Raw genomic sequence first — 20,630 nt, 5'->3', positions numbered from 1 at the left:
GTTCATGCCGCGTCGTGGGCGCCGGCACAAGGGCGAACCCGGCTGCACTTCGGTCGGCTGGTTGACTTCATCGCTTGTCCGGCGAACGTGGTGCCGGCACGCCCCCACGCTTCAACCCCTCGTCTTCATGCGTCACTCCCGTTGCTTTCTCGCTGTCACGCTGGCCGTCGTCCTCGCGGCCGTTTCCTCTGCCCAGGCCCAGCGCACGAACAAGCCGATCCTCCACGGCAAGAACTGGGTCGCCGTCACCGGCAAGCCGCTCGGCGCCACTGCGGGCGCCATGATCTTCGCGAAGGGCGGCAACGCCGTCGACGCCACCTGCGCGATGCTCGCGGCGGTCTGCACGATGTGGGACACGCTTGGCTGGGGCGGCGAGACGCAGGCGCTGATCTACAACCCGCACACGAAACAAGTCATCGGGATCAACGCCCTCGGCGTCGCCCCCACCGGTGCGACGGTCGAGTTCTTCAAGAAAAACGGCTACGCCTATCCGCCCGAATACGGCCCGCTCGCGGCCGTGACGCCGGGCACGCCGGGCGGTCTGATGACGATGCTCGCGGAATACGGCACGATGTCGCTCGCCGACGTCCTCGCGCCCGCCATCGCGATGGCCGACGGCTACGCGATCGAGCAGCAGGCGGCCGACACGATCGAGCGCTTCCGCGGCGAAATCACAAAGTGGCCGTATTCGAAACAGGTTTTTCTGACGCACCTCGATGAAAAGGACTCGGCCAAGCGCGCCGCGCCGCGTGCCGGCGAGGTCTTTCACCAGCCCGACCTCGCCGCGATGCTGCGCCAGCTCGTCGCCGCGGAAAAGGCTGCGCTCGCCGCCGGCAAGGATCGCAAGGCCGCCATCATGGCCGCCTACGAGCGTTTCTATCGCGGCGACATCGCCGACGAGCTCGTGCGCAGCACGCGCGAGCAGGGCGGCTTGTTCACCAAAGAGGATCTCGCGAATTGGCGCGTGAAGATTGAGCCACCTGTCTCGACCAACTACCGCGGCATCGACGTCTACAAGCTCACCACCTGGACGCAGGGTCCGGCGCTGCTCCAGGCGCTGAACATCCTCGAAAACGCCGATCTCCGCGCCATGGGCTACAACAGCGCGCGCTACATCCACACCGTCTACCAGGCGATGAGCCTCGCGTTCGCCGACCGCGATTTCTACTACGGCGACCCCGATTTCCCGCCCGAGGAGCCGATCCGCGGGCTGCTCTCGAAGGACTACGCGAAGGCGCGCTTCCAGACGATCAACTGGACGAAGAACGACGCCAAGGCGCATCCGGGCGACCCGTATCCGTTCCAGGGCGGCACGAATCCGTTCACCGAGTTGCTGCAAAAGTGGACGCCGCAGCCACCCTCGAGCGCGACCAAACCCGCGTCGTTCCAAGTCGCCGCGAGCACGCCGCCGATTTTCACTGACGACGAGTATTTCAAGATGGGCACGACCTCGATCCAGGCGGCCGACGCCGAAGGCTGGGTCGTGTCCGTCACGCCGAGTGGCGGCTGGATTCCCGCAGTCGTCGCCGGCAAGACCGGCGTCGGTCTCTCGCAGCGCATGCAGAGCTGGGTGCTCGATCCGGCGGTGAATCCGTTCAACGTCGTCGAGCCCGGCAAGCGCCCGCGCGTCACGCTCACGCCGTCGCTCGCGCTCAAGGACGGCCAGCCGTTCCTCGCGTTTTCCGTGCAGGGCGGCGACACACAGGATCAAAACCTCCTGCAATTCTTCCTGAGCTTCGTCGAATTCGGCATGAGCGTGCAGCAATCCGTCGAGGCCGCCGCGTTCAACAGCTACCAGATGCAGTCGTCCTTCGGCGACCATCGCAGCGAGCCGGGGCGCATCCAGGTGCGCGCCGACACGCCGCCGTGGGTGCGCGCCGAGCTCACGAAGATGGGCTACAAGGTCGAGACGGCCGAGCGCACGTCGGGGCCGGTCACCGCGATCTACATCGATCAAGCGAACAAAACCTTCCAGGGCGCCGCGTCGGACTTCGGCGAAGACTACGGCATCGCATGGTAGCGTGTGGAGGGCCCGTCTCCCGACGGGCCGCAGGGAAGCGGGCCCTCCCGCTTCCGAAAGGTAGCCGCTACTCCCGCCCACATCTCGCCAACGCACGCGCACAGCTTGGGATTGCCCTCGGGTATGACACTGCTTTCCTAGCGCAACCGTGGCCAAAACACGCGTCGAGATCGTCCAGGAAAACCTTCTCCACTGGCTGGCGTCCGCCCCGACGCCGCTCGCTCGTCTCGAGGACGACGAACCGCTCGGAGCGCACACGACGCTGACCGCGAGACGGGCCCGTGAGATTTTCGAGGACCAACTCGCGAGCCGTCTCCTCGATGTCGCCGCGCGCGAGATGCGGAAGACGAACCAGTCCTTCTACACCATCTCGAGCGCTGGCCACGAAAACAACGCCGTCATCGGCGCACTGCTGCGCCTCGCGGACCCGTGTTTTCTGCATTACCGCTCCGGCGGGCTCATGATGGCGCGCTCGCGGCAGGCGGGCGACGTCGATGGCATCCTCGACACCATACGCTCGTTCTGCGCCTCGGCCGACGATCCGATTTCTGGTGGTCGGCACAAGGTCTGGGGCAGCAAATCGATGTGGGTGCCGCCGCAGACGAGCACCATCGCCTCGCACCTGCCCAAGGCCTACGGCATGGCCTATTCGCTGCGCCGCGCGCATCGGCTCGGCGTGGAAAACGGACTCGCTGCCGACTCGGTGGTGCTGTGCTCGTTCGGCGATGCGTCGGCCAACCACGCCACGGCGCTCGCGGGCATCAACTCCGCGCGCTACGCCGTGCGCCGCGGCGGCGAAGTGCCGCTCGTGTTTCTCTGCGAAGACAACGGCATCGGCATCTCCGTCGAGACGCCGGCGAACTGGATCCACGATAACTTCAGCGCGCTGCCTCACCTGCACTATGTCGAGCTCGATGGCACGATGGATGCGATCTGGGACCGCGCCGCCGCTGCGATCGAGCACTGCCGCCGCACGCGCAAACCCGTTTTCCTGCATCTGCACACGATTCGCCTGTGGGGTCACGCGGGCACCGATGCGGAGATTTCCTACCACTCCGTCGCCGAGATCGAGGCGACCGAGGCGCGCGACCCGTTGCTGGCGAATGCGCGGATGCTCGTCGCCACCGGTGCCGCGACGCCCGAGGAATTGCGCGAGCTGGTCGCTGCCGTGCAGACCCGCATCGAAGCGGCCGCGGCGCAGGTCGTCCGCGCGCCGAAGCTGACGAGCGTCGAGGAAATCGTCCGCCCGCTCGCGCCCTACGACGAGGCGGCCATCCGCGCCGTCGCCGCCGAGCAGGCGCAGCCCGAGGTGCGACTCGAGCATTTCGGCACGTTGCCCGAAAAGGAAACCGCGCCGCTAAAGCGCACGCTGTGCGCGCATGTGAATGCGGCGCTTGCGGACGAGATGCTGCGCTTCCCAGAGATCAGCCTGTTCGGCGAGGATGTGGGCCGGAAGGGTGGCGTCTACGGCGCGACACAGGGCTTGCAGAAGGCGTTCGGTCCGCACCGCTGTTTCGACACGCTGCTCGACGAGACGACGATTCTCGGCACGGCGCAGGGCGCGGCGACCGCCGGGCTGCTGCCGATCCCCGAGATCCAATACCTCGCCTACATCCACAACGCGCTCGACCAGCTCCGCGGCGAGGCGTGCTCGCTCCAGTATTTCTCCAACGGCCAGTTCGCCAACCCGATGGTCGTGCGCGTGCAGGGGCTCGCCTACCAGAAGGGCTTCGGCGGGCATTTCCACAACGACAACTCCATCGGCGCGCTGCGCGACATCCCGGGCTTGATCGTCGGCGTGCCGTCGCGCGGCGACGACGCGGCGATGATGTTGCGCGGCTTGATCGCGACGGCGCGGGCGTGCGGTCGCGTGGCGGTCTTCATCGAGCCGATCGCGCTCTATCACGAACGCGACCTGCACACCGACGGCGACGGTGCGTGGCTTTCCGATTACCCGGCACCCGAGCGGATGCTGCTGCCGGGCGAGGTCGGCGTTCATCACCCGAAGGCGAAGGATCTCCTGATCGTCACCTACGGCAACGGCGTGCGCCTCTCGCTGCGTGCGGCGAAGATGCTGGCGGAAAAGAAAATCTCCGCGCGGGTGCTCGATGCGCGGTGGCTGAACCCGCTGCCGCTCGACGCGATCAAGAAACACGCTGCCGCGTGCGGTCGTGTGCTCGTGGCCGACGAGTGCCGCGCCACCGCTGGCGGCATCGCTGACGCGGTGATCGCGGCGCTGGCGGAAAGCGGTTTCGACGGGCCGGTGGCGTCGGTGCGCGCGGTCGATACTTACGTGCCGCTCGCGGCGGCGGCGAATCTCGTGCTCATCTCCGACCGGCAGATCGCCGAGGCGGCGGAGAAGCTCTGCGGAAAATAATTCCGTGGAGGGCGCGGCTACTGCCGCGCCGCAGACGTAATGCCGGGTGCGCGGCAGACCCAGCGGTCCCGCCCTACCGCACGCTTCGCAGCGGGGGTTCGAGGTGGTCGCCGACGTCCCGGCGGCGACAAGAATGTCGGCACGCGCAGCGGATCTCCCAAGGCGCGAGATCCGTGGCGTGCGTTTTGCCTCAGTTCACTCCCGGCGACTCGCTGGCGCGTTCGACCATGCGGGCGAGGTATTGCTGTTCGGGGCCGACGTGCGCGAGTTGCAGCGCGCGGCGGAAGCTCGCGGCGGCGGCGCGGTGGTCTTTCAAGCGCCAGTGCAGTTCGCCCACGACGGCGTGGAGCAGGTAGAGGTTTTCGAGTCGGTCGCGTTGCTCGATCGCGGCGATCGCATCGAGACCGGCGCGCGGACCGTGGAGGTGCGCGACCGCCACGGCGCGGTTGAGCGCGACGATGGGGGACGGCTTCATCCGCAACAGTTCGTCGTAGTGGCTGAGGATGCGCGCCCAGTCGGTCGACGCGTAGTCGGGCGCGGTGCAGTGGATGGCGGCGATGCCGGCCTGTAGGTGGTATTCGCTGATCTCCGTGCCTTGGGCGGCGGCGACGAGCTCGAACAGGCCGCGCCCGATGAGTGGCGCGTCCCATTTAGCGCGATCTTGGTCGTCGAGGCGGAGCAGGTCGCCGTGTTCGTCGAGGCGGGACGGAAAGCGCGCCGCGGTCAGCAGCATCAACGCCAGCAGCGCGTGACTGCGTGGCGTGTCGCCGGCGGGGTGCGCGACGAGCAGCGTCGTGAGCCGGATCGCCTCATGGCAGAGATCCTCGCGGAGCAAGCGGTCGCCGGCGCTGGCCTTGTAGCCTTCGTTGAACAGGAGGTAGATGGTGGCGAGCACGCCGTCGAGGCGCGCGGCCAGTTCGGCGCCCGCCGGGATGTCGAAGCCGATGCCGGCGTCCGCGATTCGCTGCTTGGTGCGGGTGAGCTGTTTTTCGATCGCAGCGTCGCTGCTGAGGAAGGCGCGCGCGATCTCGCCGGTGCTGAAGCCGCAGAGGACTTTCAACGCGAGCACGACCTGCGCGTCGGCGGCGATCGACGGGTGGCAGCAAACGAAGAGCAGCCGCAGCGTGTCGTCGCGGATTTCCGGCGCGTCGGAGGAAGTGTCTTCCGCGGGCGAACGCGTCTGGTCGAGGAAGGTGACGATCGCGTCGGTCTTCTCGCCGGACATGCGCTTGTGGCGCAGCGCATCCTTCGCGAGGTTCATGGCCACGCGGGTGATCCACGCCGAGGGATTCGCCGGCACGCCGCCCATCGACCAGGTGTGCAGCGCCTTCATCATTGCCTCCTGGGCGATGTCCTCGGCCAGTGACATGTGGTTCACGCCGAGCAGGCGGATGAGCGCGCCGTGGAGTCGGCCGGTCTCGTGGCGGAAAAAGTGTTCGACCAGCTGCGCCGGTTTCGCGGCGGGCGGCGGCGGGTTTTCGGTCGCGGCACCGGCGCGCGGCAACGGCAGGGCGATGGCAGGAATGTCCTTCGGCGCAGGCATGCGCGGCATCAGGCTTTGGCGACGGCGGGTGCGGCGTTCGTGTTGACGCCGAGGTGGCAGTGCGGCGTGAGCTCGCGCACCTCGATCTTCATGCCGTGCTCGAGACCCGGATGGCATTGCGCGATGGCGGTGGCTTCGTCGAGCGAGCGGACGTGGAGTTTGACGTAGCCCGCGACGGCTTCCTTCGATTCGGCGTAGGGACCGTCCACGACGCGCGAGCCCGCGGCGCCGGACACGACGCGGATGTGCGTTTCCAGCGGCTGGCCTTCGCTGGCTTGGCCAGCGGCGACGAGGCCCTCGAACCAGTCGTTCCAGCGGGTGACGAGCTGCTGGCGCTGGTCGGGCGAAAGATGGGCGAAGACTTCCGGTCCGGTGTTGCGGAACAGAAGCATGTAGGTCGGCGGAAGGGCGGGAGTGCTCATGCGGGGAGGGGTTTCTTACCGTTACGACGAACGGCAGGGCGGCGAAAGGACAGAGTGCGTCCGATTTGCATGTCCGGGGAATCTCCCGCGGTCGGCGATTTTTGGCCGTGCGAAAGGGGAGAAGGATGATCAGCCTGCCGCGCGTTACCCGCATTCCACGCTATCCCCTGTCCGGGAGATTCCGGTTCGTTCGTCGAGAGGATGAACGTGCCTTCACGGCTCCGGATTTTACCATGACCACGCCTCCTTCGCCTTCCCGCTTCGCCCGCATCTCCGGGCTCGTCGCCCGCCTCCTGCTGGGCCTCGTCTTTTTCGTCTTCGGCCTCGGTGCGCTCCTGAACTGGTTTCCCTCACCTCCGCCCGAATCGCTCCCACCGAAGCTCGCCGCGTTCGATGCCGTCATGCGCGGCAGCTACTTGTTCGCTCTCGTCAAAGGCACCGAGGCGGCCATGGGCGCTTTGCTCCTCCTCAACCGCTTCGTGCCGCTCGCGCTCGTGATCCTCGCGCCGGTCATCCTCAATATCGCTTTAGTGAACGCCACCATGCTGCCCGCCGGCCTGCCGATGGTGATCATCCTTGTCGCGCTCGAGCTCTACCTCGCCTGGTTGCATCGCCGCGCGTTCACACCGCTGCTCACCGCGCGCTACGCCTGAAGTTTTTTTTCCGTAGATTACTCCCACCATGATCCTCAAAATCCTCCTCGGCCTCGTCGCCCTCCTCGGCCTCGTTTGCCTCGTCGCGGCCTTTCAGCCGTCGACCTTCCGTATCGAACGCTCGATCACCGTCGCCGCCGCTCCCGCGGCGCTCTTCCCGCGGTTGAACGACCTGCACCAAGTCCACGAGTGGGCGCCGTGGAAGGAAAAGGACCCGAATTGCACTTACGAATTCACCGGCCCGGCCGCGGGTGTGGGCGCCGCGCAATCGTGGTCGGGCAACAGCGACGTGGGCGCCGGCAAGCAGACGATCGTCGAGAGCCGCCCCAACGAGCTCGTGCGCCTGAAACTCGAATTTCTGAAGCCGTTCGAGGCCGTCTGCGCCGCGACCTATTCGCTCCAGCCGGCCGGCAACCAGACCGTCGTCACCTGGACGATGACCGGTGAAAACAACTTCGTCGGAAAGGTTTTCTGCCTGTTCATGAATCAGGACAAGATGGTCGGCGGCGAATTCGAGAAGGGCCTCGCCCAGCTCAAGCGCCTCGCCGAAACCAAATAACTCCCCTCGACCTCGTATCTCCATGCCTACCTACGTCGACGGATACCTGCTCCCGATCCCGAAGAAAAACGTCGCGGCCTACCGCAAGATGGCCGCCCATGCCGCGAAAATCTGGAAGCGCCACGGCGCGCTCAGCTATTGCGAGGCCGTGCTGGACGATCCGGGCGGCCAGTTTTGCGCGCCCTTCACGAAGATCGTGAAACTCAAGCCCGGCGAAACGCTCATCCTCGCGCATGTGACCTACAAATCCCGCGCGCAGCGCGACAAGGTGAACAAGGCCGTGATGGCCGACCCCGATCTGATGGCCGCCTGCGATCCGAACAAGATGCCCTTCGACGCGAAGCGGATGGCCTTCAGCGGATTCTCGGCGATCGTCGAGGCGTGAGGCGCGGCCACGGCGGAGCGCGGACACCGTTCCGCGCTCCCCAGCAGCTCCCAGCGTAGGCCGTGAGCTTGCTTGCGCCTTTGCCCAGCGGGAACGCGACCACCGTCGCGTCCCGCGAACCTGCACCGCACTCGTTTTCCCGGACCGGCTCTTAGCCGAACATCACCCGGCAGATCGTGACTGAGGCCACGATGCCGATGAAATCCGCGAACAGGCCCGCCGCGACCGCATGGCGCGTGCGGCGGATGCCGACCGAACCGAAGTAGACGGCGATGACGTAGAACGTCGTCTCCGTGCTGCCGTAGATCGTGCCCGCCATGCGCGTGACGAGCGCGTCGGGTCCGAGGCGTTGCACGAGCTCCGTGAAAAGCCCGGTGGTCGCGCTGCCGCTGAGCGGACGCACCAGCGCGATCGGCAACAGGTCCGGCGGGAAGCCGAGCGGTCCGAGCACCGGTGCGAGCAGACTCTTCATCGCCTCGATGCCGCCCGCGCCGCGGAACATGCCGATCGCGACCAGGATCGCGACGAGGAACGGGATGACGCGCAGCGAGACGTTGAAGCCCTCCTTTGCGCCCTCAACGAACTCCTCGTAAACCTTCACACCGCGCAGGAACGCGTAGAGCGGGAAGCACACGAGCAGGAACGGCACTGCGAGCAGCGAGAGCGTCGAGACCGCGCGGATCGGCAGCGATTGCGCGGACGAGCCGACGGCGGCCGGCGCGCCGACCTGCGGCGGGAAGATGGCGTGATGCAGGGAGGTCGTCGCCGCGTGGTAGTTCTCCGGCGCGAACGCGATCCAGGCGAACAAGCCGAGGAAAACGGCGATCAGTGCGCCAAACGCGAGGCGGCCGCGGCCGCTCATCGGCGCCGGCTCGACGGCCAGCACGGGCTCCGCGGCGGCGGCCGGTTTCGCGGCATCCGCCTGCGCCTCCGGTGCCGCCGCCTCGCTGCGGAACATGCGCCAGGTTTGCAGCCAGCGCACGGCGAGGAGCGCCGAAGTCGTGGCGCAGAAACTGGCGATCAGCGCGGTGCCGACGATCGCGGTGGGATTCTGCGCGTGCTGCGTGGCGAGGATGGCGATGGCGGTCGTGGGGATGAGTTGGATGCTCGCGGTGTTGATCGCGAGGAAGGTGCACATCGCGTTCGTGGCGGTGCCGGGAGTCTTATTCAGCGACTCGAGATCGCGCATGGCGCGCAGGCCGAGCGGCGTGGCGGCGTTGGCGAGGCCGAGCATGTTGGCCGCCATGTTCATCAGCATCGAACCCTGCGCCGGATGGTCGGCGGGCACGTCGGGGAAAAGCCAGCGCATCACGGGCCGCAGCCCGCGGGCGAGTTGTTGGACGAGCCCGCTTTTCTCGGCGAGGCGCATGAGACCGAGCCACAGCGCCATGATGCCGGCGAGAGGCAGCGCGATCTTCATCACCGCGGTTTCCGCCGCCTGGAACGCGGCGCTCGTGACATCCGGGAGGTGGCCGGTGGCGCCGCCGATGAGCACAGCCAACGCGACCAGAGCGAGCCAGAGGTAGTTCAGCATCGGGCGCGCAGTGTTGGTGCGGAGGATTTCGTCGGCGAGCGAAAACACCGGCCGGCACAGTGGACCATCGCCCGAGGCATACGCGGGCTTGGCGCTTTCCTTGCCGGCGCGGGCCGCTACAAAGCCCGCGATGAAGAACGTCGTCGAACTGCACCGCCTCGCCTCTCCGTTTCCGAAACCCCAGGCGCTTGGCGCCGACGGCGCCACGCTCTGGATGAGCTCGCGCCTGACGCGCAAGGTCTACGCGGTCGAACGCGCGACGTTGCGCGTGACGTGGGAGTGCGTCGTGCCCGGCAACGACACCGTGTGGGGTCTGACGAAGCACGGCGACGCGCTCTTCGCGGTGTGCGGCGTGGACGCGGTGGACGTGGACGAGCGGCGCATCCGGCGCATCGTGCCGCGGGAGGGGTTCGATCCGGCGTTCAGCGTCGCGTGTCCGGACGGCCTGGGTTCGCACCTCTCGCACGACGGCGCGACGCTCGTGCTCAGCCAGTGGTATCCGCAGAAACTGATCTCGATCGGCGCCGACGGGAAAGCCGGACGCGTGCTGCGCGCGCCGCATCAGGTGGTCGGACATTGTTTCGCGCAGAGCGCGTTTTTCCTCGCGACGACGACGGACGAGGAGAGCGACGAGTATTTCGTCGAGCGGCTCGACCCGGCGACGGGTGAGGCGCAGACGCTGGGGCGGCTCGGCTTTTCGGCCCGTGGGCTGGCGTTCGACGGGACGAACTTCTGGACGAACCACCGCGACGCCGATCAGATCGTGTGCTTCGCGTTGCCGGGCTGAGCGAAGCGCGACAAATCCGCGGATATCCGGAGGGCGCGGCTACGGCCGCGCCGCGGACGCTGCGCCAGCCTCGCTCCTCTACGCCGCGGCCGTAGTCGCGCCCTTCCGCGCGCCGTATGTTGGCTGACGTCGAGCGCGCGTGCGATTTTGCGGGCCTGCGCCGGCCTTTGACCTTGTGTGGGAGGCGGTGACGGTTGCAGAAACGGCGCCTTTTTCATGCAATCCCAGCTTCAGGAAATTCCTCTCGATAAGATCAATCTCTTCGGCGGCACGCAGACGCGCCTGAGGACCAACGACGATGCGGTCGAGAGTTACGCCGAGGAGATGGGCCGCGGAACGGTGTTCCCGCCCATCGACGTCTATTTCGACGGCAGCACCTACTGGCTCGCGGACGGGTTTCACCGCTACCTCGCCACGAAGCGCAACGGCACGCCCGCGATCGCGGCGAATGTGCAGCCGGGCGGACGCACGGAGGCCTTGCGCCATGCGCTCGGGGCGAACGCCACCAACGGCGTCTATCGCACCAACGGCGACAAGCGCAACGCGGTAGAAATCGCGCTGGAGGAGTGGCCCGAGCTGGCCAACGCCGCGCTCGCGGAGATTTGCAAGGTGTCGCATGAACTCGTGCGCACTTGCCGCCAGCAGATGGTCAAGGCCGGCCGCATCCCCGAGGTCATCACCGTGCAGGGCCGCGATGGAAAAATGTATCCCGGTGCGATCGAGCGCCAGCCGCGCGGGAAAAACGAGGGCGCTTCGAGCGAGAAAGGCGGCACCGGTGGCGGTGCCGGCGGGGGCGGATTCTCGAAAGGCAAGGGCGACGGCGGTGCGCTCGGCGGCACGTCCAGCGAACTCGAGACCGAGGCGCGCCAGATGATTCGCAACGGCGAGATCAATCCGTTCGAGCTGGCCAAGATGGCCAGCGCGACCCCGCTCGATTATGCGGTGACGACGATCAAGCTGCTCGAGACGATGCGGCGTGATCATCCCCAGCGGCGCGAGGGTTTGGTGAAGCTGCGCGATTGGATCGAGCGCGAGCTGCGCGGCGAGTCGGCCTGAGCGAGCCGGGCCAATCTCCGATTGGCTGATTGGATCGCGCGATGGCAGACAAGGCGCGCGTGACAGACTGAAGTTCGGACGGCGCGGCTACTGCCGCGCCGTCAATCTGCGTTGCCGACATCACGTTCGCGGCGCGGCGGTAGCCGCGCCCTCCAGCAGCGCGGGTGTTTCGCGGCAAGGCGCGCGCTGTGTCTTTTCAGATTCGTTCCGGTTTCCGCACGCGGATGTGGAGAAAATAGGCGACGACTTGGGCGTCTTGGAGCGCGGGGACGCGGCGCACGGTTTCGTCGTCGGGACGCGGTTCATTCAAGGCCTCGATCACGAAGCCCGCATCGAGGAGCAGTTTCGTCCACGCGGTGAGCGTGCGGTGGAAAACCGGAATGCGGAACGGCGGCAGCTGCGTCTTCAACGCCTGCGGCGCGGCGCCGAAGATCCACTCTTCGACGCGCGGCTTGTGGCCTTCAAAATAGTCGCCGACCTCGATGGCGCGGGTGCGGCCGAGCAGCGTGCGGCGGTTGTTCCGGTGCGGGGTGTCGAAGCAGGGATGTGAGATGGAGAATTGGAGGAAGCCGCCCGGGCGCAGCACGCGGTAGCTTTCGCGCAGCACCGCCTTCGCGTCGGGAATGTCCATCAACGCCATGAACGCCGTGGCGAAGTCGAACGACGCATCGGCGAACGGCAGCTCCACTGCACTCGCGCAGACGTAGTCGATGCCGAGGGGAGAGCGGTTTTCCTCGGCGCGGGCGTGGGTGATGAATTTCTCCGCAATGTCGAGGCCCGTGACGCGCGCGCCGCGGAGGGCGAGCTGGCGGGTGTTGTGGCCTTCGCCGCAGCCGAGATCGAGGCCGCGCCGCTCGGCGATGGGCGGCAGCAGTTCGAGAAAGGCCGGGGTGTTCAGATGGTCGCGGTAGACGTCGTAGCCGGCGCGCGCGAGGCGCGTCCAAGCGTCGGCGTTGGCCTGCCAGTATTTTCCCGCCTCGCGGTGGTCCATGCGGCGAGCACGTCAGCTCGCCGTTTCGTTGTAAAGCTCGCGGCCGATGAGGATGCGGCGGATCTCGTTCGTGCCGGCGCCGATGTCGTAGAGCTTGGCGTCGCGCAGCAGGCGGCCGGTCGGGTAGTCGTTGATGTAGCCGTTGCCGCCGAGGGCCTGGATGGCCTCGAGGGCGACCTTCACGCCGCGCTCGGAGGCGTAGAGGATGCAGGCGGCGGCGTCCTTGCGCGCGGCGCGGCCGAGGCCGGCGTCGAGCGAGCGCGCGACCTGATAGCTGAAGGCGCGGGCGCTTTGGAGCGCGACATACATGTCGGCGATCTTGCCCTGCATGAGCCCGAAGGTGCCGATGGCGGAGCCGAATTGTTTGCGTGCATGGACGTAGGGCAGCACGACGTCGAGCGCGGCCTGCATGATGCCGAGCGGACCGCCGGAGAGCACACAGCGCTCGGTGTCGAGGCCCTTCATGAGGACGCGCGAGCCGCCGTTGACCTCGCCGAGGATGTTCTCCTCGGGAATCTCACAGTCGTCGAAGACGAGTTCGCAGGTGTTCGAGCCGCGCATGCCGAGCTTGTCGAGTTTTTGGGCGGTCTTGAAACCCTTCATGCCGCGCTCGACGAGGAAGGCGGTCATGGCTTTCGAGCCGGCGTCCTTCGGCGCGGTGCGCATGTAGACGATGAGGACATCGGCGTCGGGGCCGTTGGTGATCCACATCTTCGTGCCGTTGGCGATCCAGCGTCCGCCGCGGCGCACGGCGCTGCACGCCATCGAGCCGACGACGTCGGAGCCGGCGCCGGACTCGGACATGGCGAGCGCGCCGACGAATTTGCCCGAGCAGAGCTTCGGGAGGTAGCGCGCGCGCTGGTCGGCGTTGCCGTTCAGGAACAGGTTGTTGACGCAGAGATTCGAGTGCGCGCCGTAGGCGAGGCCGACCGAGGCGGACGCGCGGGAGATTTCCTCCATCGCGACGAGGTGGGCGAGGTAGCCCATGCCGCTGCCGCCGAATTCCTCGGGCACGCTGATGCCGAGGAGGCCGAGGTCGCCGAGCTTGCGCCAGAGGTCGTGCGGGAAGTCGTTTTTCTCGTCGATGGAGGCGGCGCGCGGGGCGATTTCCTTGGCGGCGAAATCGCGGACGGTCTGGCGCAGGGCATCGATTTCTTCGGTGAGCGAGGGGGCGAGCTGCATGCGTGGGGGAGGTGCTCCCGAACAAAGGCACGCCTTTGTCATAAGCAACGGCGCCTCGACGAGCGGCGCGCGTTATCACAAACGCGAATGGCACATTATGAACGCCTCACGCCCGGAGTTTTCCCGAGGGAAAACGGCCGGCCGCGCGGTCAGTAGCGATCCATCACGCCATACATCGACCAGAGCAGGCCGAAGGTGAAAAGTCCCATGCCGCCGATGGCGAAGACGAGGCTGGTGAGGCTTTGCATGGCGATGCCGCCGCCGAGGAGCAGGGCGTTGCCGGCGATGAGCATGATCCAGAAATCCCGCGTGCGCCGCGACACGCGGAAGCGTTCCGGTTTCACCTCGTCGAGTCCGGCGTCGCGCTCCATCTGGCGCACTTCGTTGAGCATGGTCGTGACGTCGACCTTCTGGCCGACATCGGGCGCGGAGTTCACCCGCTCGAATTTCGCGGTGCCGAAACCGAGCGGGTTGCGCGAGGGGGCCGTAGCGGTGGCAGTGGCCGGCGCGCCCGGTTTGCCCCATGCGGCGGGCGCGGTGCGCTCGATGTATTTGGGGAACAGCGTCGCGAGCAGCGGCGTGGTTTTGATGGCCGTGAATTCGGGTTCGCTTTCGCGGCGAATCAGGGAGTCGGGCGTGAGTTGCCCGAGATAAGCGAGCGATTCGAGGCCTTCGAGATGGAAGGGGCCGCGGAGCTGGCCGTCGATTTGGACGAGGTAGCCGATGGTGTCGTCACCGGAAAGCTTGGGAGGCATGGCGAGTTGGCCCCTGGCCCGAGGGCGAACACGCAGCCAAGAGCGCGTGCGCGCGCGAGGCAAGGGGAGTTTGGCGGCGCGCGCCGATCAACCGACCCAAGTGCGAGCGTTGTGGAAGAGTTGCATCCACGGGCTCTCTTCGCCCCAGCCGACGGGGGCCCAGCTGTGGTTGAGCGTGCGGATGGTGCGCTCAGGGTGCGGCATCATGATCGTGACGCGGCCGGTGGTGGTCGTGAGCGCGGTCATGCCGAAGGGCGAGCCGTTCGGGTTGAGCGGATAGGATTCCGTCGGCGCGTGGAAGTTGTCGACGTAGCGGCCGGCGACGAGGCCGGATTCGTTGCAAGCGCGCGCGAGGTCAGCGCTCTTGAACTCGGTGAAGCCCTCGCCGTGCGAAACGACGACGGGGAGCACGGAGCCGGTCATGCCGCGGAAAAGCACGCTCGGGCTCGGCTCGACCTGGAGCGAGACGTAGCGGGCCTCGAAGCGCTCGGATTTGTTCTGCACGAAACGCGGCCAGTGACCGGCGCCCGGGATGAGAGAGTGGAGGTTGCTCATCATCTGGCAGCCGTTGCACACGCCGAGGGCGAACGCGTCCTCGCGGGCGAAGAAGGCGGCGAACTCGGCGCGGGCGCGCTCGTGGAAGAGGATGCTCTTGGCCCAACCTTCGCCGGCGCCGAGGACGTCGCCGTAGCTGAAGCCGCCGCAGGCGGCGAGGCCGCGGAAATCCTTCAGCGACACGCGGCCGCTGAGGATGTCGGTCATGTGCACGTCCACGGCGGTGAAGCCGGCGCGCGTGAACGCGGCGGCCATCTCGACTTCGCCGTTCACGCCCTGCTCGCGGAGGATCGCGACCTTCGGGCGGCTTTTTGTTTTCAACACAGAGGTCGCAGAGGACACAGAGGAACCAGCCTTCTCTGTGTCCTCTGTGCTCTCTGTGTTGAAAGGTTTGGGGCTGAAAGTGAGCTTCGGGGTGATGCCGGGGTTGGTGCGGTCGAGCTTGAGCTGGAATTCCTGCTCGGCGCAGGCGGGGTTGTCGCGGAGCGATTGGATGCGGCGCGTGACGTCGGACCAGAGCGCGCGGAGGGCGAAGAGGTCTTCGTCGTAGAGGACGCGACCGGCCTGGCGGATGACGACGCGGTGCGAGGCGTTGAGCTTGCCGATGAGCGAGGTGCAGGCCTTGAAGCCGTGCGAGCGCAGCGCGAGGAAGACGTGGTCGAGGTCGGAAGCGCGGACTTGGAGGACGGCGCCGAGTTCCTCGGCGAACAGCTGGCCGAAGACGCTCGGGGCGTTGTCGCTGAGCTTGATCGCGGCGGCGGGCAGATCGAGTTCGATGCCGGTGTGGCCGGCGAAGGCCATCTCGACCGCGGTGGCGAGCAGGCCGCCGTCGGAGCGATCGTGGTAGGCGAGGAGCTTTTGCTCGCGACCGAGCTGCTGGATGACGTTCCAGAAATTCTTCAGGTCTTCGGCGCGGTCGACGTCGGGCGCGTCGGCACCGGTCTGATTGAGGACTTGCGCGAGCAGCGAGCCGCCGAGGCGGTTCTGGCCGCGGCCGAGGTCAACCAAGAGGAGGACGGTGTCCTCTTCTTGGGAGTTGAAGTTGGAAGTTGAAGAGCCGTCGGAGTCGGCGGGTGCTTCGCTGCTGGGTAGGCTGCTTAAACTTAAACGCTCAACTGCAACTCGCTTCAGCGCCGGGCGCTGAAGCGCGGGCGTTAGCGTGAGGCGGACGTCTTCGACGGCGGCGAAGGCGGAGACGATGAGCGAGACGGGCGCGGTCATGCGCTTCTCGGCGGCGCCGTCCTTCCAGACGGTGCTCATGCTCATGGAGTCCTTGCCGACGGGGATCGTGATGCCGAGGGCGGGGCAGAGTTCCATGCCGACGGCCTGCACGGCGGCGTAGAGATCGGCGCCGTCGCTGCCGACGGCGGGCGCGGCCATCCAGTTGGCGGAGAGGTTGACTTTGCCCAGCGCGCCGACCTGAGCGGCGGCGAGATTGGTGAGGGCTTCGCCGACGGCGAGGCGGGCGGATGCGGCGGCGTTGTTCACCGCGACGGGCGTGCGCTCGCCCATGGCCATGGCCTCGCCGGTGGTGGCGTCGAACGCGGCGACGGTCACGCCGCAGTCGGCGACGGGAACTTGCCACGGGCCGACGAACTGGTCGCGCGCGATCAGGCCGCCGACGGAGCGGTCGCCGATGGAGATGAGGAAGGTCTTGTCCGCGACGGTCGGGTGGGAGAGCACGCGGCGGATCGCCTCGGCCAGAGTGACGTCGCCGAGCGTGAGCGGCTTAAGCGCGCGAGAGGCGCTCGTCGTCTTCCGGTGCATGCGCGGCGGTTTGCCGAGCAGGACGTCGAGCGGGAGGTCGATCGGCTGGTTGCGAAAATGCGGGTCTTCGACCACGAGGCGTTTCTCCTCGGTGGCCTCGCCGACGACGGCGAACGGGCAGCGTTCGCGATCGCAAAGGGCGGCGAAGATGTCGATGCGGTCCGCCGGCACGGCGAGGACGTAGCGCTCCTGCGACTCGTTGCACCAGAGTTCGAGCGGGCTCATGCCCGGCTCGTCGTTGGGGACTTTGCGGAGATTGAAGCGACCGCCGCGGCCGCCGTCGTTCACGAGTTCGGGCAGGGCGTTGGAGAGGCCGCCGGCGCCGACGTCGTGGATGAACGAGATCGGGTTGGCGTCGCCGAGCGCCCAGCAGCGGTCGATGACTTCCTGGCAGCGGCGCTCCATCTCGGCGTTATCGCGCTGGACGGACGCGAAATCGAGGTCCTCGGCACCGGCGCCAGTGGCCATCGAGCTGGCGGCACCGCCGCCGAGGCCGATGAGCATCGCGGGCCCGCCGAGCACGACGAGTTTGTCGCCGGGGTTGATTGCGCCTTTCTGGACGTGCTCGGCGCGGATGTTGCCCAAGCCGCCGGCGAGCATGATGGGTTTGTGATAGCCGCGGAGTTCGGTGCCCTTGGCGGCGGGGACCTCGGCCTCGAAGGTGCGGAAGTAGCCGTTGATCGCGGGGCGGCCGAACTCGTTGTTGAAGGCGGCGCCGCCGAGCGGGCCTTCGATCATGATGTCGAGGGCGGAAACGATGCGGCCGGGTTTGCCGAAGTCCTTTTCCCACGGCTGCACCGCGCCGGGGAGGCGGAGGTTCGAGACGGTGAAGCCGACGAGGCCGGCCTTGGGTTTCGAGCCGCGACCAGTGGCGCCTTCGTCGCGGATTTCGCCGCCCGAGCCGGTGGCGGCGCCGGGAAAGGGCGAGATGGCGGTCGGGTGGTTGTGCGTCTCGACCTTGCAGAGCACGTGGATGTCCTCGGGCGAGGAAACGTATTCGCCGGTCCGCGGGTCGGCGAAGAAGCGTCCGCCGCGCGAGCCGGCGAGGACGGCGGCGTTGTCCTTGTAGGCGGAGAGGATGCCGTCGCGGTGCAGCTGATAGGTGTTCTTGATCATCTGGAACAGCGAGCGGTCGCGCGGCTGTCCGTCGATTTCCCAGGAGGCGTTGAAGATCTTGTGGCGGCAGTGTTCGGAGTTCGCCTGCGCGAACATCATCAGTTCCACGTCGTGCGGGTCGCGCCCGAGTTTGGTGAAGGCGGCGACGAGGTAATCGATCTCGTCGTCCGCGAGCGCGAGACCGAGGGATTTGTTGGCGGCGACGAGGGCCGCGCGGCCTTGCGCGAGCACCGGCACGCTCGCGACCGGGCGCGGCGACTCGTGGCGGAAAAGGGCGGCGCAGGCGGCGAGGTCCGGGAAGACGACCTGCGTCATGCGGTCGTGGATGCGGGAATACAGTAGCGAGTAGCGAGTAGCGGGTAGCGAGTAGCCGGCTTCGAAGGCGAATGTGAAGGAGGTTACACGCTCGATGCGGGCGATCTTCGCCAGGCCGCAGATGTGGGCGATGTCGGTGGCCTTGGAAGACCATGGCGAAAGCGTGCCGGGGCGCGGGGCAACGACGAGCGTGAGACCGTTGACGCTCTCGGCGGCGCGGCTCGGGCCGTAGGTGAGGATTTTTCCGAGCACGTCGCGCTCGGCGGTGGTCAGGTCGGTGTTCGTCTCGATGACGTGCACGAATTCCGTTGCGATCGCGCGCACCGGCAGCCCGGCGGCGGTGAGATCCTGCAGCAGCTTCTGGAGGCGAAAATTCGAGAGGGCGGGGGAGCCGCGGAGCGTCAGCATGTGTAGAGGCAGGTTCGCCGTCGGGCGGGCGGCGTCAAGCGGCGGAACCGGCACAGCACAGTTTGTCGCGTCAAACTGTGCCGGTGCGGTGAAAGGTGGCCCGCGACCTCCGGACGCGGGGAAGGGGTTCGCGAGTCGAGCACCCGCGCCCGGAGGTCGCGGGCCACCCTTTGCTGGCGCGGCCCCGGCCTATTTTCCGAGCGTTTGACGCGGGAAACCGAGAAAGCCGTTGACCAATTCGCGGTCGCTCCAACTCTACGCTTTCCCACCCGATGAGCGAATTTCTCTCCCACGAATGTGGCATCGCCCTGATCCGGCTCAAACAGCCGCTCTCCTATTATCAGGAGAAATACGGCACGCCGCTCTGGGGCCTCTACCAGCTGTTTCTCCTGATGGAAAAGCAGCACAATCGCGGGCAGGACGGCGCGGGCGTGGCGTGCGTGAAGTTCGATGTGCCGGCGGGCGAGCCTTACATGTTCCGCGAGCGCAACGTCGAGTCGAACCCGCTCGACAAGATCTTCCAGCCGATGATCGCGCGCTACAACCAGCTCGTGGGCGAGGGGACGGTGCATCCGGAGTTTCCCGAGACGGCGAAGAAGAATTTCGATTTCTGCGGCGAACTCTATCTCGGACACCTGCGCTACGGCACCTCGGGCGGCTACAATCTCAGCGCATGCCACCCGTATTTTCGCCGCAGCTCCTGGCCGACGCGCAATCTGGTCCTCGCGGGTAATTTCAACATGACCAACACGGCGGCGCTCAACGCCGCCCTGACCGCGACCGGCCAGCACCCGATCTTCGCCACCGACACGCAGGCACTGCTCGAAATGCTCGGCCACGGTCTCGACGAGCACCACGAGGAGCTCTACCGCGCCTTCAAGGCCCGCAGCCTCCCGGGCACCGAAATCTCGCGCCGTATCAGCGAGGACATGGACCCCGCCGCCGTGCTGCGCGAGGTCTCCGCGCAATGGGACGGCGGCTACACGCTCATTGGCGCACTGGGCAACGGCGATGCCTTCGTCACGCGCGATCCGTCGGGCATCCGCCCGTGCCACTGGTTCGAGGACGACGAAGTGGTGGCGTTCGCCTCCGAGCGCGCGCCGCTCTGCACGGTTTTCCATCGCCAGCCGAGCGAGGTGCGCGAGCTCGAGCCCGGCACCGCCGTGGTCGTGAAAAAGCGTGGCACCGTCCATGTCGAGCGCGTGAAGCCTGCGTTGCCGCGCGCGCAATGCACGTTCGAGCGCATCTATTTCTCCCGCGGCAACGACGCCGACATCTACCGCGAGCGCAAGGCCCTCGGTGCCGAGCTCGCGACTCCGATCCTCAACGCCATCGACCGCGACCTCGAGCACACGATCTTCTCGTTCATCCCGAACACCGCGGAAGTCGCCTATCTCGGCCTGATGAGCGAGCTGCGCTTCCGCCGTCGCGCGGAGGTGAAACAGGACCTGCTCGCTCGCGCCCGCGCCGGCACGCTCGATGAGGCCGCCGTCGACGATCTCATCCTGCGCAACTGGCCGCGCGGCGAGAAGATCATCTCCAAGGACGCGAAGCTCCGCACGTTCATCGGCCAGGAAAAGTGGCGCAACACGCTCGCGTCGCACGTCTACGACGTCACCTACGGCATCGTCGCGCCCGAGGACAATCTCGTGTGCATCGACGACTCGATCGTGCGTGGCACCACGCTGCGCCGCTCGATCCTGCGCATCCTCGGGCGGCTGAATCCGAAGAAGATCATCATCGCGTCGACCGCACCGCAGATCCGTTACCCGGATTGCTACGGCATCGACATGTCGGAGGTCGGCAAATTCATCGCGTTCGAGGCCGCCATCGCCTTGCTCAAGGAACGTGGGCAGCAGCCGCTGATCGAGGAGGTTTACCGCCTTTGTCGCGCCGAGGTCGATTCGCCGACCGCCGAGCCGGTCAATCACGTGCGCAAGATCTACGAGCCGTTCACGGCCGAGGAGGTTTCGAAGAAGATCACCGAACTCGTCACGCCGAAGGGCACCGAGTGGAAGGGCGAGGTCGAGATCATCTTCCAATCGATCGAGAGCCTGCACCGCGCGCTCCCGCACCACACCGGCGACTGGTATTTCACCGGCAAGTATCCGACGCCCGGCGGCTACCGCGTCGCGAATCAGGCCTACGTGAACTATTTCGAAAAAGCCGAAGGCCGGGCCTACTGAAAATTTGCCCACGGAATAC

The 20,630-nt window shown here is 67.0% G+C and carries 15 protein-coding genes; 8 read left to right on the top strand and 7 right to left on the bottom strand.

The features are described from left to right. Positions 1-127: 127 nt before the first annotated feature. Positions 128-2,020 carry a gamma-glutamyltransferase gene (locus tag KF715_04635; GenBank protein MBX3735956.1) on the top strand — a complete coding sequence of 631 codons (1,893 nt, stop codon included), beginning with the start codon at positions 128-130 and terminating at the stop codon, positions 2,018-2,020. Positions 2,021-2,168: 148 nt separating this feature from the next. Beyond that, positions 2,169-4,397, top strand: coding sequence for a hypothetical protein (locus tag KF715_04630; protein ID MBX3735955.1), 2,229 nt, complete (start codon positions 2,169-2,171; stop codon positions 4,395-4,397). Between the two features lie 190 nt (positions 4,398-4,587). Here the strand turns inward: KF715_04630 and KF715_04625 are convergent, their stop codons facing one another. Continuing rightward, a complete protein-coding gene (locus KF715_04625) occupies positions 4,588-5,940 on the bottom strand; it encodes a sigma-70 family RNA polymerase sigma factor (GenBank protein ID MBX3735954.1) in 1,353 nt (450 codons plus the stop codon). 8 nt (positions 5,941-5,948) lie between these two features. Then, positions 5,949-6,362, bottom strand: coding sequence for a hypothetical protein (locus KF715_04620; protein ID MBX3735953.1), 414 nt, complete (start codon positions 6,360-6,362; stop codon positions 5,949-5,951). Positions 6,363-6,595: 233 nt separating this feature from the next. On the opposite strand from KF715_04620, the gene KF715_04615 reads away from it, so the two are divergent. From KF715_04615 to KF715_04605, 3 genes are read left to right on the top strand one after another with little or no spacing between them, the layout of a single operon-like run. Next, positions 6,596-7,015, top strand: a complete 420-nt coding sequence (locus KF715_04615) for a DoxX family protein (protein MBX3735952.1) — start codon at positions 6,596-6,598, stop codon at positions 7,013-7,015. Positions 7,016-7,043: 28 nt separating this feature from the next. Then, entirely contained in the window at positions 7,044-7,574 is a 531-nt protein-coding gene (locus tag KF715_04610; protein ID MBX3735951.1) for an SRPBCC family protein, read from the top strand. Between the two features lie 22 nt (positions 7,575-7,596). After that, the gene (locus KF715_04605) at positions 7,597-7,959 is read left to right on the top strand and encodes a DUF1428 domain-containing protein (protein ID MBX3735950.1); all 363 of its coding nucleotides are present in this window, start codon (positions 7,597-7,599) and stop codon (positions 7,957-7,959) included. A 151-nt stretch (positions 7,960-8,110) separates the two neighbouring features. Here the strand turns inward: KF715_04605 and KF715_04600 are convergent, their stop codons facing one another. Further along, positions 8,111-9,541: a hypothetical protein gene (locus tag KF715_04600; GenBank protein ID MBX3735949.1), complete on the bottom strand. Its 1,431-nt coding sequence runs from the start codon at positions 9,539-9,541 to the stop codon at positions 8,111-8,113. A gap of 82 nt (positions 9,542-9,623) precedes the next feature. Between KF715_04600 and KF715_04595 the strand changes: the two genes are divergently transcribed. Further along, positions 9,624-10,280 (top strand): hypothetical protein, encoded by a 657-nt coding sequence (locus tag KF715_04595; protein MBX3735948.1) that lies wholly within the window; start codon positions 9,624-9,626, stop codon positions 10,278-10,280. 216 nt (positions 10,281-10,496) lie between these two features. Next, positions 10,497-11,336: a ParB N-terminal domain-containing protein gene (locus KF715_04590; protein ID MBX3735947.1), complete on the top strand. Its 840-nt coding sequence runs from the start codon at positions 10,497-10,499 to the stop codon at positions 11,334-11,336. A gap of 196 nt (positions 11,337-11,532) precedes the next feature. Here the strand turns inward: KF715_04590 and KF715_04585 are convergent, their stop codons facing one another. The 4 genes from KF715_04585 to purL form a co-directional block, all read right to left on the bottom strand. Then, the gene (locus KF715_04585; GenBank protein MBX3735946.1) at positions 11,533-12,327 is read right to left on the bottom strand and encodes a class I SAM-dependent methyltransferase; all 795 of its coding nucleotides are present in this window, start codon (positions 12,325-12,327) and stop codon (positions 11,533-11,535) included. 12 nt (positions 12,328-12,339) lie between these two features. Continuing rightward, positions 12,340-13,509, bottom strand: coding sequence for an isovaleryl-CoA dehydrogenase (locus KF715_04580; GenBank protein ID MBX3735945.1), 1,170 nt, complete (start codon positions 13,507-13,509; stop codon positions 12,340-12,342). A 149-nt stretch (positions 13,510-13,658) separates the two neighbouring features. Further along, complete coding sequence (locus KF715_04575) at positions 13,659-14,264, bottom strand: DUF4339 domain-containing protein (protein ID MBX3735944.1); 606 nt, start codon at positions 14,262-14,264, stop codon at positions 13,659-13,661. A gap of 87 nt (positions 14,265-14,351) precedes the next feature. Then, positions 14,352-18,425 carry a phosphoribosylformylglycinamidine synthase gene (gene purL / locus KF715_04570; protein ID MBX3735943.1) on the bottom strand — a complete coding sequence of 1,358 codons (4,074 nt, stop codon included), beginning with the start codon at positions 18,423-18,425 and terminating at the stop codon, positions 14,352-14,354. 272 nt (positions 18,426-18,697) lie between these two features. Here purL and KF715_04565 point away from each other — a divergent pair, with 272 nt between their 5' ends. After that, entirely contained in the window at positions 18,698-20,611 is a 1,914-nt protein-coding gene (locus KF715_04565) for an amidophosphoribosyltransferase (protein MBX3735942.1), read from the top strand. The last annotated feature ends 19 nt before the right edge of the window (positions 20,612-20,630 follow it).

Source organism: Candidatus Didemnitutus sp. (assembly GCA_019634575.1).
Classification (GTDB): domain Bacteria; phylum Verrucomicrobiota; class Verrucomicrobiia; order Opitutales; family Opitutaceae; genus Didemnitutus.
Note: the sequence above shows the minus strand (reverse complement) of the source record. Positions and strands in the feature narration are given on the sequence as shown.